9 protein-coding genes are annotated in these 13,975 nt (G+C 72.8%); 5 read left to right on the plus strand and 4 right to left on the minus strand.

Going from position 1 to position 13,975, the window contains the following annotated elements:
- Window positions 1–127 precede the first annotated feature (127 nt).
- Window positions 128–715, plus strand: a complete 588-nt coding sequence (locus ACIQBL_RS22780) for a hypothetical protein (protein ID WP_401944486.1) — start codon at window positions 128–130, stop codon at window positions 713–715.
- Here ACIQBL_RS22780 and ACIQBL_RS22785 read toward each other — a convergent pair.
- The 3 genes from ACIQBL_RS22785 to ACIQBL_RS22795 form a co-directional block, all read right to left on the minus strand.
- The gene (locus tag ACIQBL_RS22785) at window positions 703–1,680 is read right to left on the minus strand and encodes a hypothetical protein (RefSeq protein ID WP_401944488.1); all 978 of its coding nucleotides are present in this window, start codon (window positions 1,678–1,680) and stop codon (window positions 703–705) included. The two genes, ACIQBL_RS22780 and ACIQBL_RS22785, sit on opposite strands and share 13 nt — an antisense overlap.
- Window positions 1,681–1,941: 261 nt before the next feature.
- Entirely contained in the window at window positions 1,942–2,676 is a 735-nt protein-coding gene (locus ACIQBL_RS22790) for a cutinase family protein (protein ID WP_401944489.1), read from the minus strand.
- A gap of 250 nt (window positions 2,677–2,926) precedes the next feature.
- Window positions 2,927–4,162: a PucR family transcriptional regulator gene (locus ACIQBL_RS22795; RefSeq protein WP_401944490.1), complete on the minus strand. Its 1,236-nt coding sequence runs from the start codon at window positions 4,160–4,162 to the stop codon at window positions 2,927–2,929.
- 405 nt (window positions 4,163–4,567) lie between these two features.
- Here ACIQBL_RS22795 and ACIQBL_RS22800 point away from each other — a divergent pair, with 405 nt between their 5' ends.
- From ACIQBL_RS22800 to ACIQBL_RS22815, 4 genes are all read left to right on the plus strand, one after another.
- Window positions 4,568–8,410, plus strand: a complete 3,843-nt coding sequence (locus tag ACIQBL_RS22800; protein WP_401944491.1) for a hypothetical protein — start codon at window positions 4,568–4,570, stop codon at window positions 8,408–8,410.
- A gap of 257 nt (window positions 8,411–8,667) precedes the next feature.
- Window positions 8,668–9,324 carry a hypothetical protein gene (locus ACIQBL_RS22805; protein WP_401944493.1) on the plus strand — a complete coding sequence of 219 codons (657 nt, stop codon included), beginning with the start codon at window positions 8,668–8,670 and terminating at the stop codon, window positions 9,322–9,324.
- Window positions 9,325–9,350: 26 nt separating this feature from the next.
- Window positions 9,351–10,274 carry a glycine betaine ABC transporter substrate-binding protein gene (locus ACIQBL_RS22810; protein WP_401944495.1) on the plus strand — a complete coding sequence of 308 codons (924 nt, stop codon included), beginning with the start codon at window positions 9,351–9,353 and terminating at the stop codon, window positions 10,272–10,274.
- Between the two features lie 48 nt (window positions 10,275–10,322).
- A complete protein-coding gene (locus tag ACIQBL_RS22815; protein ID WP_401944497.1) occupies window positions 10,323–10,682 on the plus strand; it encodes a hypothetical protein in 360 nt (119 codons plus the stop codon).
- 116 nt (window positions 10,683–10,798) lie between these two features.
- On the opposite strand, the gene ACIQBL_RS22820 is transcribed toward ACIQBL_RS22815, so the two are convergent.
- Window positions 10,799–13,948: an FG-GAP repeat domain-containing protein gene (locus ACIQBL_RS22820; RefSeq protein WP_401944499.1), complete on the minus strand. Its 3,150-nt coding sequence runs from the start codon at window positions 13,946–13,948 to the stop codon at window positions 10,799–10,801.
- Between the last annotated feature and the right edge of the window lie 27 nt (window positions 13,949–13,975).

Genomic DNA, 13,975 nt, shown 5'->3' on the forward strand with positions numbered 1-13,975 from the left:
GCCACCGGCCTCTCGCCGGCCCCGCGCGGCCGGTCGGGAAGTCCCCGACCGTCCTGGAATCCCGACAACCATGGCGGTGGCGAGGCCGTCTGGTTCACCATGGGGTGTGCGTTTCGACTCCGTTCCCATGCCGGCGACCGTCGGGGCCAGGCCTCGTGACAGCCGTGGCTATCCCGTGCCCGCGATCACCCCGTGGGAGGGCGACCAGCCCCAGTTCGCGCTCACCGACTACGGGCGCAGCGCCGAGTGCGCGCGACAGCGGCTGTGCTCGGTCTGCGACACGCTGATGCCCAGAGGGCCGGTGTGGCGGGTGGTGGGCGCGGCGGAGAGTGCCGCGATCGGTGAGGCGCTCGCCGCCGGGCGGCCGTACCGCAACATGGCGGCGACCCTGGAGGGTCCGGGGCATCGCGCGTGCATGCTCTACGCCTCGATGGTCTGCCCGTATCTGGCCCGCCCCAACGCGCGGCGGGGGCTGACAGCGGAAAGCCCGGACGACATGACCGCGCATGTCGTCCGGGGCGCCGTTCGAGGGGACATGGGTGCCGTGGTGGGGTACGGCGACTACGAGTTCGCCGTCACCAAGGCCCAGGTCCTGTTCCGTTTTCTCGATGTGGTCGAGTACCTGCCGCACGACACGGCCGACGAGCACCTGCCGGAGCTCCGGGCCGAACTCGCCCGCTCCGGCGGCCGGTTGGGCGGCGGTCAGCCGCGGTAGGCGGGCAGGCCGGTATGCGAGGAGACCTTGACGGGCTTTCCGAAGCCGTGGGCGGTCTTCGTGAGGGTGTAGGTACCGGTGGGGGCGCGGAAGGCGATCGTCCTGCCGTTGGGCGACCAGGTCGGCTCGGTGTAGTCGGTGGTGGCGCTGGGCGTGACGTCCTTGATCGTGGTGGTGGAGCCGCCGAAGTCCTCGACGAAGAGGTGGTCGTGTCCGTGGACGGAGCGGACGAAGACGACTTCCTCGTTGTCGGGGGAGAGGGCGGGCTCGGAGCCCTTGGCCAGCGCGCCGCCCTGCTGCCGCAGGTAGTCGTCGCGGATGTAGACCTCGTCGGTGTGGGTGTTCTCGTAGACGGCCGTGCCGTAGCCGCCGCCGGCGTTCGGCCAGGTGTTGTCGGTCTGGGGGACCTGGGCGTCTCCGGCGTAGCCGTTCAGGCTGATCCTGGCCGGCCTGCCGTGGTCGCTGGTGGCCTTGACGCTCTCCAGGACGGTGTGGCCGTGGATCTTGGCGGAGAAGATGAGGTTGTTCTTCGCGGGGATCCCGTTCGTACGGTCGGCCGCGGCCACCTGCCAGGTGGGGTGGGACCAGGTCTGCCCGCCCGGGGTGGCGGCGACGGTGACGCGGTGGCTGCCGTCCGGGTTGGAGACGACGAGGTTGCCGTGGCCGTCGATGAACGCGGCCTTGCTGCCGCTGGGGTTCCAGGCCAGGTCGCGGACGACGGTGCCGAAGTCGATGGACCTGCCGTTGACGATGACGTGGCGGGTGCCGTTGCTGAGGGTGAGCCCCCTGGGCACGGTGACCGTGTGGCCGGACACGGCCGCGGCGACCATCGCGGCGCTGCCCTTGGCCTCACCGCCTGAGGACGGAGCGGCCGTCGCGGTGGCGGCGGCGCCGCACAGGGTGAGCAGTGCGGCGGCACCCGCGGTGACGGCGACTGCGGTGCTCCGGCGGTTACGAGCGGACATCGAGGTTCCCCCAGGGATGTGAATGACGCTGCGACGGGAGTCTCGCGGGAAGGGCCCGCCGTCCCCGGAACCGGTACCGGTCCGCTCGGCTCGCTGCCTCTCGCGATGAGAGGAGTCTTCCCACCGAGCATGACGGAGCTGTGCGCTCACCGTCACAGCTGTGCAATAGCGGGTCGGATGAGATGAAGACGAGACGATCGGTTCTCGTGCAAACGGGTGTCGGCCCGGCAGGGGGGTTGCCGGGCCGACGGTCCAGGGGGGTCAGTTCTTGAGCGCGAGGACGTGTTCGGCGGCGAACTGCGCGCCCGCCTCCGTGTCGCCGTTGGACAGGTAGGCGATGTGGGCCGCACCGTTGGCGCCGCCGCCGCAGACGGGGTCGCCGGAGGCGCAGAAGTCGTCCCACTTGGGCGCGTAGGCCGGGCTGCCGGACTCGATGCTCCGGCCGGTGAGGTGGACCGGGTTGCCGAAGGTCACGACGGCGGCGACGCGCGGGGCGAGCGAGGCCGGTATCGCCGTACCGGAGCCGAGGCCGGTCTTCATGCCGGTGGCGATGTCGGTGACGCTGGCGCCCTGGGAGTAGCCGCCGATCACGAAGAGCGTGTCCGGGCACCGCGCGGCCAGTGAGGTGATGTGCTTGCTCATGTCCGTCGCGCCCGCCCCGGCGCTGCTCTGGGCGTAGTCGGCGGCGTAGTCCACGGCGTAGACCGTCACGGTCCTGCCGGGCAGGTCGGAGGCGACGGCCTTGGTGAACGGCGAGCCGACGATGCCGACGCCGGGCAGCTCGCCGGTGCCCCGGGCGAAGGACACGTCGACGTCGGAGCACGACGCCGCGGCGGCGGTCACCGTGGCGGCCTGCGCGTACAGGGTGCCGCCGACGGTGAGCCCGGCCGCGGCGACCGTCGCCGCCGCCCATCGGGCGCGGCGGGCACCCGTGCGGCGGTGCCGGCCGGGCCGGTGCGCGGAGTCGGACGGGGGCGCTGCGTCAGACGGGGGCACTGCGTCAAGGGAACGGTTCTGCAAGGGAAGTTCCTTCGCTTGTGGGGAGCGTGGTGCACCTGTGCAAGGGGTGTTCCCAACCTATGAGCCGCCCGCGATGGGGTGTTATGGGCACGGTCAACGGACATGTCGTCACTCTTTGCGGCGAGGTGAGGGGAGCATTCCGCTTGTGCTTGTCACCTGGGCACAAAGACAGGCCCGTTCCTTGTCACGGAAGTTCGGTGCTGCGGAGTTTCAGTGCTGCGGAAGTTCAGTCGGCCGGTGCGGAGGCCGCCTGGAGGGCGAGCACGAGGTCCAGCCGGGTGCCGGGGTCGTGCAGGGCGTCGCCGAAGAGCTTCTCCAGCTGCCGCAGCCGGTAGCGGACGGTCTGTGGATGCACGTGCAGACGGGCGGCCGTGTCGGGGACGTTGCTCCCGCCGAGCAGCCAGGCCAGCAGGGTTTCCCGGAGCCGGGCGCGCTGCGGTTCCGGCACCGCCTCCAGCGGCCCGAGGGCACGGGCCTCCAGGTGGGCCAGGAGTTGTTCGTCGCCGTACAGCAGCAGGGTCGCGAGGTGGTCGGCGCACCGGAGCAGCCCCTGCCGGGGCAGGACGCCGCGTTCCACGAGGTGGAGGGCGCGCGTCGCCCAGCGCAGCGACCGCGCGGCCTCGGCGAGCGGCACGGTCGGGCCGAGCGCCGCCGTGTGGCCGCGCAACGCGAGGGCCAGCGCCCGGTCACCGAAGCGGGCGGAGCGGCCGGAGCCGTGGGAGCCGTCCGGGCCGTCGGGGTCGGAGAGCAGCAGCCGCGGGGGGCGGGCGTCCAGGTCGGCCAGGGTCCCCGCCGGCGTCGGCGGCTCCTCGCCGAGACCGTCGGGACCGGCCGCGAGCACCACCACGGCGACCCGCTCCGGTACGGCCCACCGCGCGCCGTGCGCCAGCTCCTCGACGGCGTTCGGCGGTGCCGGCTTCTCGCTGACCAGCAGATCGAACAGGCGCCGCCGACGCCGCTCCAGCTCGTCGGAGTCGCGTACCCGCGCTTCCGTGTAGCCGGCCGCGGCGGCCTCCGCGACCTCGTGGACGGTATGGAAGGCGACCTCGCCCAGCGCCGACACGACGGCCGAGTCCAGCCCCAGGTCCTCCGCGCTGCGGCCCAGCCGGCGCCAGGCGTGCAGACCGCCGACCCGCAGCGCGGACTGCAGCGCCTCCAGGCTCCGGCCCGCCATGGCCGTGTTCCATCCCAGTTCGTAGTACGTCGTCGCGATCGCGTCCGTCTGGCCGCGCGCGTCGGCGACGTGGTCGACGAAGAGGGTCAGCGCCTGCACGACACCGGTGCGCAGCCGGTCGCCCAGAGCGCTGTCGGGTTGCGCGTACTCGGGTACCTGTCTTCGGACCACGTCCTCCACCTCGGCGGCCACGGAGGGGAGTTCGTCCCGCAGCCGCCGGGCGAACTCGGGTGGAACCGCTGTGGCGTGGAGGTTGTCCGGTGTCTCGTGCGGGGTGGGTGCGGCCATCGGGTGTGCCTTTCGCCCGAATGAGGTTTCTTGGCTTCCTGTCACCCGCCGGGAGCGCGCGAGTCCTGTGTGAGACGCCGGGGCGGGCTGATCGCGTTCCGCCGGAAGCCATGTTCCTCTGCGGTTGCGGTTGCGGTTGTTGCTGTTGCTGTTGCGTATTTCGGATTCCAGGAAAGTCTTCTCACTTTCAAGCTGTACTGACATACTCGCCGACGGGAGGCTCACTCCGACGGCGTCCGGAGTGCCTTCAGGGGTTCCCGCCTGCCGTACGCGCTCCTGTCGACGGCGGAGCTCAGCCCAACGGTCCGACTGTTCAGGCCGATCCGCCTGAGCAGCCCTGTCGTTGCGAAAGCGATCGCCCATGACATCGCCCGTGAAGCCGCGAAGCCCTCTCCCGGAGTACCCGTGACGCGCCGGCGTGGGCGTCCGGAGCGGCCACTGGATCCTGACGAGGGGCCGGTGCAGCGCTTCGCCCATGAGCTGAGGTCCCTGCGCAGGGAGGCCGACTCCCCGTCGTACCGCGAGATGGCCGAGCGGGCCCGCCTCTCGGTGGCCGCGCTGTCGCGGGCGGCCTCGGGAGAGCGGCTGCCGTCGGTGACGGTGGTGCGGGCGTACGCGCAGGTGTGCGGCGCCGATCCCGACGTATGGGAGAAGCGGCTGGGCGCCGCGGCCGACGAGGCGAAGGCGGGTGCCGGGGAGGACGGGGAGTCGCCGTACCAGGGGCTGGCGCGGTTCGAACACGGTGACCGGAACCTGTTCTTCGGGCGGGACCGGCTGGCCGAGGACGCCGTACGCATGGTGCTGGAGCACCGGTTCGTGGTGGTGTTCGGGGCGTCCGGCAGCGGGAAGTCCTCGCTGCTGCGGGCCGGGCTGATGCCCCGGCTGGAGACCGTGGTCGACGAGACGGGCTGTGACGCCCGGCTCCGGATGATCACGCCGGGCGCGCGGCCTGCGGCCACCCACGGGCGGTTACTCCTGCCGCGGCCGGAGGGTCCCGAACGCCTCGTCGTGGTGGACCAGTTCGAGGAGGTCTTCACGCTCTGCAGGGACCGCGCCGACCGCTGGCGGTTCGTCGACCAGCTGCTCGCCGCCCGGGACCCGGCACACCGGCTGCGGGTCGTCATCACGGTGGGCCGCAACTTCGCCCACCGCTGCGCGGAGCACCCCGGCCTGGCGGAGGCGCTGCGCACCACCGCGCTGACCGTGGGGCCGATGACCCGCACGGAACTGCGGGAGGCGGTCGTCGGACCGGCCACGGCGGCGGGCCTCAGGGTGGAGCGGGAGCTCACCCAGCGGATCGTCGAGGAGGTCGCCGGCCGGCCCGGCGCACTGCCCATGCTGTCGCAGGCCCTGCGGGAGACCTGGCGCAGACGGCGCAGCGGTGTCCTCACCCTCGCCGCGTACGAGGAGGCGGGCGGCGTGCACGGGGCGATCGCCCGGGCGGCCGAGGAGGTCTACGGCCGGCTGACCCCCGACCAGGCCGGTACCGCCCAGCGGCTCCTGCTCGCGCTGATCGCCCCGGGCGAGGGCGGCCCCGACACCCGTCGCCCGGTACGCCGTGCCGAACTGCGCGAGTGGCAGGACCCCGAGGTCCCCGTCGTCCTCGAACGGCTCGCCCGCGCCCGGTTGGTCACCCTGGACGAGGAGAACGCGGAACTCGCCCACGAGGCCCTGATCACCGGCTGGCCCCGGCTGCAGTGCTGGATCGAGGGCAACCGCGACCGGCTGCGCGTACACCGTCATCTCAGTGAGGCCGCCCGCAGCTGGCAGGAGCACGGCCGTGACGCCGGCTCCCTGTACCGGGGGGTCCGTCTCGCCGTCGCCGACGTGCTGTTCGTCCGGGGCCGCGACGACGACGATCTCACCGGCCTGGAACGGGCCTTCCTCAGCGCCTCCCGGGTGGCCCACCGCATGGAGCGCTGGAGTGCCCACCGCGCGAGGGGCCGCGTACGCGCGCTCCTCCTCGCCCTCTCCCTCGTCACGGCGGGCGCCCTGCTGACCGGCGAGGTGGCCTGGGACGCCGTCCGCTCGGCCGACCTGGAGCGCACCCGGGCCGCCGCCCGGCACGCCGCCGCGCTGGCCGGCGCGGCGATGGCGACCGACCCCCGCACCGCGGCACTGCTCGGCGTCGCCGCCTGGCGGCTCGCCCCGCTGCCCGAGAGCCGCGCGGCCCTGCTCGGCGCCCTGGCCGATCCCGAACGGGACGTCTTCACCGCCCCCCAACAGGGCGACGGCATACGGGACTTCCTCACCGCCTCCGGCCGCACACTGCTCGCCGTGGGCGCGGGCCGGTGGACAACCTGGGACGTGACCACGCACCGGCGCACCGGCGGGGGGCGGCTACCGGGGCTTCGGGGGGTGTCGGGGACTTCGGGGGTGTCGAATGCTGCGGGTGCCTCGGGTACGTCGGACACCTCAGGCCCCCCGGACGTCTCGGCCACCCCCCTGGTCGCGGTCGCCCCCGACGGTCGGACCCTCGCCCTGGCCGACGACGGAGGGCGGCGGCTGTGGCGGCTGCGCGCCGGGGCGGGGGAGTTCTCCGGCCCGCGTGCGGTGGCCGGCCAGGTCGTCGGCTTCGGTGCCGACGGCGGCAGTTACGTCGTCCACGGCCCGGACTCGACGACCCGGCTGCGCGCCGTGGCGGACGACCGGCTGCTGTTCGAGACGGCGACGGCCGACGCCGTCGTCCCGGGTGCGGGCGCCCGGCTGGCGGCCGTGTGCGCACCGGGCCGGCCGCTCACGCTGTGGGACACCGTCCGGCACCGTGTGCTGCCGGGAGGCTGGCAGAGCACGCCGGTTACGGAGTGCTCGTCCTCGGCCCTCGCGTTCGACGGCGACGGGACGCGGCTCGCCGCGGTCGCGGCCACCGGGATACGCGTCTGGGACACCGCGTCGGGGCGACAGCTCGCCGACATCGCCCGCCCGGCCGACCGCCACCTGGCCTTCACCGCTGACGGAACGTTTCTGGCGGCGGTCGGACCGGACGACGTGACGGTCTGGCGACTGTCGTCCCCGGCCGCGCCGGTGTTCCGCCGGCTGCCGGCCGACGGACCCGTCACCGCCCTCGCCTGGGATCCCGCCTACCCGACCCTGCGCTACCTGGCGGGAGGCACCGTCCACTCCCTCGACCTCTCGGTGCCGCTCACCACCCCGTGGTCCGACCGGGCACCGGCCGGCCTGCTGCTCAGCCCGGACGGCCGCCTGCTGGCCACCGCCGAGCGCTACGGCGGCGGTTACCGTTTCCGGCTCAGCGACACCAGGACCGGCCGCCGGGTCATGGACCCACCCCTGCCGTCGGTGCCCGTCGGCAGACAGGGAACCGGAGCGAGTGCCGAGCAGCGAAGCGGTCGCCCCCTGATGGCGTTCAGCCCCGACGGCCGGGCTTTCGCCTACGGCATCGGCGCCCCTCCCTCGCAACCCTCCTCTCCACCATTGCTCTCCCCGCGCCCCCGGTCCGCCCGGTCCCCCCGTTTCGTCGTGTGGGACGTGCCGGGCAACCGGCCGCTGGCCTCGCTCGACCCGGTCGGGCCGGCCGGATCCGAGGTCCGCTCCCTCGCGCTCACCCCGGGAGGCCGGGAGCTGCTGCTCTCCCGGGTCACCCCCGCCGGCTCGCTCGACGGCGAGGTGTGGGACACCGTCCGCCGTACCGGAAGCGACAGACCGCGGGCCCTGGCCAGAGCGGCCAGGGCAGCGCTCGTCGGCGGTTACCGCGGCCCGGCCGACGACCTGCCCTACGGCGTGACCGTGCCGTTCGACCAGGGGGACGGCCCGTACGCCGTCGCGCTCAGCCGCGACGGAAGATACCTGGCGACCGGCGGCGGCTTCGGCGGCGTCACCCTCTGGCGCGGACGCGGCATCCGCACCCTGGCCGCCGTCATCCCACCCGCCCCTGGCTCCGCCGCCGACTGCACCGCCTGCTCGCGGGTCACCGCGCTCGCCTTCAGCCCCGACGGCCGTACCCTCGCGGTGGGCTACGGCTCGGGCGCCCTCCGGCTCTGGGACGTCGACGCGCGGCAGTCCCTCGGCGGCAGCCTCGGCACCCCGGGTGACGCGATCCTCTCCCTCGCCTTCGCGGCGGACGGCGGTTCCGTCTACGCCGGTGGCGCTCACGTCCCCGTCCAGCGGTACGCCGTCGATCCCTCAGCGGTCGTCACCCGCCTCTGCGCGCGCGCCGGAAGGACGCTGACCGCCGCCGAGTGGCGGACCTACCTTCCCGGCGTGCCCTACCTGCGCGTGTGCGGTCCCTGACGCCGAACGGTCCGGGCAACGCGCCGTCAACCCTGCGTTCAACTACCTGTCCCCGCACCCGAATCCGGCTTGTTTACGCCTCTGAGCTGCATTGATCAACAAATCGGGGCCCCCAAGAGTAGGGCGTGCCCGGTCCGCCTCATCTCCCCGGTGGGCGGAACGGACGGGCGGCTGACGGCAACCCCGTCGGCCGCCCGGGAACCCACACCGTCTCGCGCCGACGGTCCCTCCGTCGGCCCCCCCACTGGAGTACCCCGATGTCATTCGCACTCCGCAAGCCCGCACTCCGCAAGCCGGCTCTCCCCAAGCGCATGGTCCGTACCGCGGGGGCCGTCGCGGCCCTCGCCCTGGGGGCGTCGCTGATGGCGGCTCCGCAGGCCACCGCGGCCGACAGCCCGACCACCAAGGAGTTGCTGGACGCCTGCGGCTGGGCGGACCTGTGCCAGTTCCACGCGACCGACTACTGGACCTACACGGGTCCGACGCACCAGGTCGGCAGCACCGCGTTCAACTGCGCGAGCCAGACCAACCAGCACCGTATCGACTGGTCGGACACGACCGGCTCCACGAACACCTTCGGCATCACGGTCAGCGCGAGCTACGAGTGGTTCAAGGTGTTCACGGCCAGCATCTCCGCGAGCTACAGCCACAGCTGGGAGGCCTCGCACACCGACACCGAGAGCAACACGCTCAACATACCGGCCGGTTACAAGGGCTGGATCGAGCGCGGCACCGCCAAGCAGCAGGCCAAGGGCTGGTACGAGATCCACTTCGGCAAGCGCTACTACGGCCACTACATCTGGTACGTCAACAACTACCAGTCCTCCGGCGCCAACAGCGACCACCCGGAGTGGGACACGGTGACCTTCAAGGACGCCAAGATGAGCTCCGGCGACCGCGCCGCCCACTGCTGAGACCGGACGACGGCATGTGGTGCTCCGTGACTCCCGCTCCCCGTGTTACTTCCGGCCCCCGTCCCGGCTCCCGTCCCGGCTCCCGTCCCGGGCTCGGCCTCGTCGTGGCCGCCGTCTGCTCCCTGGTCCTCCTGACCGGCTGCGCGGCGGGCGCGACGACCGCATCCGACACCTCCTACGCGGACCGTCAGGGGCCGACGCTGATCGGCACCGACACCTCGGCGGAGAGTCGTGTGGTGGCGGCCCTGTACGGCCAACTCCTCACCGACGCCGGACAACCGGTGCGGATGGCGAGCACGGTCTACGCGTCGCCCGCGGCCACCGCACAGGCCGTGGTGGCGGGGAAGCTGGGCCTGGCGCCCGCGTACGAGAGCACCCTGCTGCGCACGTTCCCGGGCGGGCAGATCCTGCCCGGGAACATGCCGGCGACGCTGAGCACGGCGCTCCCGATGGGGATCGTCGCCCTCCCCCCGGCCGTGGCCCAGCGGGGAGTCGTCCTCGCGGTCACCCGGACCACCGCCCGGCGCCACGGCCTGCGCAGCCTCGCCGACCTCCGCGAGGCCGGCGGCCACCTCACCCTCGGCGGCTCGGCCTCCGGCGCCCCGGACGTCCCGACGCCCGCGTCACTGAAGGAGGCGTACGGCGTCACCCTCACCCCCGCCGGCACCTCGGCGACCGCCGACGTCCTGGCCCTGCGCGGCACGGACCCCGTCATCACCCGGGACGGACTGGTCGTGCTGACCGACCCCGCGGGCGTCGTCCCGCCCGAGCACGTCTTCCCTCTGGTCCAGGCCCCCGACGCGGGCCTGGCCGCGAGAAAGGCCCTGGCCCGCCTCAACCCGGCCCTCACGACAGCCCAGTTGGCCACGCTCGCCGCCGCCGTCGATTCGGGCGAGCCCCCGTCCGAGGCGGCGCGGACCTGGCTGAGGTCCAAGGGACTGCTCGGCTGATCCCTCCCGCTCGATCTCCTCACCCCACAACAGAACGGTAGTAGCGACATGCGTGACCTCAGAAGGAAGTTCACCGTGGCGGCGCTCGCCGCGGGCACCGTCCTCGGCGGCCTGGCCCTCCCCACGACCGCCAGCGCGGCGACGGTCCCCGCCGTACAGATCACGGTCTGCAACGACGGCAACGTGACCCAGCTGTTCTGGGTCAAGGGCTACAACCAGTACGACGACTGGGACGACTCACCGGTCTGGAAGGTCAACGCGGGCACCTGCGCCACGGGTTGGAACTTCTGGTGGAAGAAGAACTCCTCGGTCGAACTCCACTACAAGCGCGGCGACGCCGGATGGACCTGGAAGCAGCAGTACGTCCCCCGGACCAACGGCGACACGACGACATTCCGCCTGTCGTAGGAACTCGGCCGGACGCCGGCCCAGGAGCGTCAACTGCGCGCCGGTACAAGGCGGGACGTGCGAAGGCGCCCGGTGACATCAGGTCCACGGGCGCCTTGAACGGCCGAACTCACCGTCTAGGAAAGGGCCTTGTAGCCGCTCCAGCCGCTGGCGATCTTCACCCGCGCACCGAACGAGCCCTTTCCGTTCCCGCTGTTGCGCCACACGTTGCCGCTGGTGTCGCGGGAGACCAGGTCCGGCCTGCCGTCGTCCGTGATGTCGCCGACCCCGACGACCGCGTTGTACGAACCGCCCCAGTTCGACAGCACCTTGACGCGCGCCGCGAACGTGCCGTCGCCCTTGCCGTCGTAGCGGTAGACGTTGTTCGACGTGTCCTGGGCCAGGAGGTCGGGCCTGCCGTCGCCGGTGATGTCACCGGTGCCGACGATCTTCTTGTAGCCCTTCCAGTTGTCGTAGAGCTTGACGCGGGCGGCGAGCTTGCCGGCGCTCGTCCCCTTGTAGAGGTAGACGGTCCCGGTGGACGCGTTCCGCGCGATCAGGTCCGGGCGTCCGTCGCCGCTCACGTCGCCGGGCGAGGTGAGCGCGTTGTACTGCGTCCAGCCGCCGGTCCCGAGGGTCGTGTACGGCGTCGACGGCTTGACCGCCGACCCGCAGCCCGGCTTGTACAGGCGCAGCGCGCCGCCGCCGTAGCGGACGAGGACGTCGTTGCAGCGGTCGCCGCTGAGGTCGCCGAAGGGGATCGCCGTGATGGTCCTGGGCCAGCCGGTGCCCGTGTACTTGTCGCCGAGCTTCCCCGTCCCGGTGCCGCTGTGGAAGGTCAGGCCGCCCGAGGAGTTCAGGGTGAGCAGGTCGCCGCGGCCGTCCGGGCCGTCGGGGCTGACGAAGTCGCGGCGCACCGCGGCTCCGCGCTGCCCGAAGCCCTCGCCGCCGGTCACCGTGTTCGGCGTGGCGGTGCCGAGGCCGGTCGCCTTCAGGGTCCAGGTGAAGGGGCCGTTGGGGAAGTAACTCCCGCCTGCCGTCCGGCCGTTCCAGTTCACCGTCACCCAGGCGGGGGTCGCGCCGCCGGTGAACGTGCGGGTGCCCTTGCCGTTCGCGCCGCTCTGGACGGAGGTGAGGGTGAGCGACCAGGAGGTGACCGGGCGGGACAGCACCCAGGTGCCCACGAAGGACGTCCCCGGGTCCACATAGCTGCCGGCCGACGTCTCGAACGCCGTCACGGCGGACGGGGCGATGCCCGTGGTGGTGACGTGGGTGCGCTCGTAGTCGTCGAACCAGGCGACCAGACCGGTGTACTCGTCGACCGTCCAGCGGTAACGGCGGTCCACGGAGCCCTTGTTGGGCAGGTCCGAGGCGATCGTGCGGGTGGTGCCGGTGGCCGCCTCGGTGAGGACGAGTGTGCCCGTACCGTGGTCGTGGCGGACGGTGAAGCCGTCGCCGAGCAGCACGTCGCCGGGGGTGACCGCCGTCGACGTACCGGCCTTGCTGTCGTACACGCCCGCCGAGTCCGTCCCGCAGGCCCAGTACAACCAGCGCCCCGCCGCCTGGAGTTCACTCGGCACACAGGCCAGGCCCGGGACGGTCACCGTGGCGAGCGTCTTCTCCTGCGGGATGCCGTACGAGGTCAGCTTGCCGGCGGTGGTGGTGGCGCTCCACAGGGTGGAGCCGTTCAGGGCGGCGGCGCGCACGGACCGCTTCAGCTTCTGCCCCTGGCCGAACTCGCCGACGTACTGCGCGGGGCTGGTGCCGCCGGAGTCGAAGACGGCGTAGTCGTCCGAGACGTCGACGATACGGCCGCCCTGGCCGCCGAATTCCAGGTTGTGCCCGCCGATCGCCACCAGCCGGTCGTCGCCGGGGCTCTCGCCCTCGTCGGTGCCGCCGTTCGCGTCGAGGTAGACGTCCTGGCCGTCGAGGTTCCCCCACAGCGCCGAGCACGTGATGCCCTCGTACGGGCAGAGGGCGTCGTATGTCGAGCGGCTGGCCGTGGCCTCGGACGCCGTCAGCGTGGCGGAGCCGTCGGTGGTGAGGGTGCGTACGGAGGTGGTGTCGTCGGTGGACTTCGGGTCGTCCTCGGCGACCCGCAGGCTGCCGCGGCCGAGCGCGATGCCCGTCTTGGCGTTCTCCACCGCCGGGGCCTGCTGGACCTTCTCCACCTTCAGCGAGCCGTCCTCGGCCCGGCTGACCCGCCGCACCCACCAGTCGGTGGCGTCGGTGCCGCCGGTGACCAGCGCGCTGCCGTCACCCGCCGCCAGCGTGTACTCGCCGGCGCTCGCCAGCAGGGTCTGCTGCACGGAGGGATCGTCGACGTTCACCGCGAGCAGCTGGGAGCCGAGCGCGCGGGAGGACAGCGGCAGCAGCAGCCAGTCGCCGACCAGGACCGGATCGCCGTCGAGGGCCCCGGGGTCGGCGGGCAGCGTGACGACCTGCTCGGCGGCGGTGAGGTCGGTGCGGGACTTCAGGTGCAGCTCGGCGACGCCGGACTCGTACCAGCCGATACGGTCCTCGCTCATCACGTAGTGCGAGGCGTAGGTGGCGTCGGTGAACGCGTAGGTGTTCACGGCCGAGGCGATGTCGATGTAGCCGATCCTGCTGCCGTCGACCGACCAGAGCACACCGTCGGAGTCCGCCGCGAGGACGTCCTCGCTCCCCACGCCCGTCCAGTCACCGGTGACCTCGCGGGTGCGCCACTCGCCGTCGTCGGCTTTGTCGATCAGGGCCTGGGTGGTGACGATCGTGTCGCCGGCGAGGGCCCGGTAGTAGCCCTGCCCGTACTGGACGGACCCGTTCCAGCTCACCTTCTTCGAGGTGGCCGTCGCCGGATCCCACAGGGTGGCGTACGCGTCGTTGGCGGTCGTCGGCAGAGCGACCAGGTCGCTGTCCGAGCCGTACCAGGCGCTACGGCACGCGGAGGCGATGGACGTGCAGCCGGTGCCCGGTGTGTAGACACCGTCGGCGTTCTCGACGGTGACGGTCCTCCCGCTCGCGTAGTCGGTCCACGACATTCCGGTCCTGCCGGTCTGCCGGTGCAGGAAGCCGGTGGCGCCCGCGACGTACGGGCGGTCGGTGCGCGGTGTGGTGGAGCTGGGGTCGACCAGCGTGATCGCGGTGGTGTCGGTCCCGGCTCCGGCCTCGGCCTCGGCCCTGGCTCCGGCCGCTTCCGCGGAGCCGCCGCCCTCCGACAGGACGACGACGGACGTGGCCACGACGGCGACCACGAGTGAGGAGACGACGGCGGCCGGACCGCCCCGTCCCAGGGCGTGTCTGCCCACGTGAAATTCCCTCCCCCGCGAGGGTCC

It is taken from the genome of Streptomyces sp. NPDC088350 (assembly GCF_044753545.1).
GTDB lineage: Bacteria > Actinomycetota > Actinomycetes > Streptomycetales > Streptomycetaceae > Streptomyces.

Bases quoted from the DNA above. Each gene is read 5' to 3' on its own strand.
- ACIQBL_RS22780 (WP_401944486.1), top strand. From the start codon at position 128: ATGCCGGCGACCGTCGGGGCCAGGCCTCGTGACAGCCGTGGCTATCCC.
- ACIQBL_RS22795 (WP_401944490.1), bottom strand. From the start codon at position 4,162: ATGGCCGCACCCACCCCGCACGAGACACCGGACAACCTCCACGCCACA.
- ACIQBL_RS22815 (WP_401944497.1), top strand. From the start codon at position 10,323: ATGCGTGACCTCAGAAGGAAGTTCACCGTGGCGGCGCTCGCCGCGGGC.
- ACIQBL_RS22785 (WP_401944488.1), bottom strand. From the start codon at position 1,680: ATGTCCGCTCGTAACCGCCGGAGCACCGCAGTCGCCGTCACCGCGGGT.
- ACIQBL_RS22805 (WP_401944493.1), top strand. From the start codon at position 8,668: ATGTCATTCGCACTCCGCAAGCCCGCACTCCGCAAGCCGGCTCTCCCC.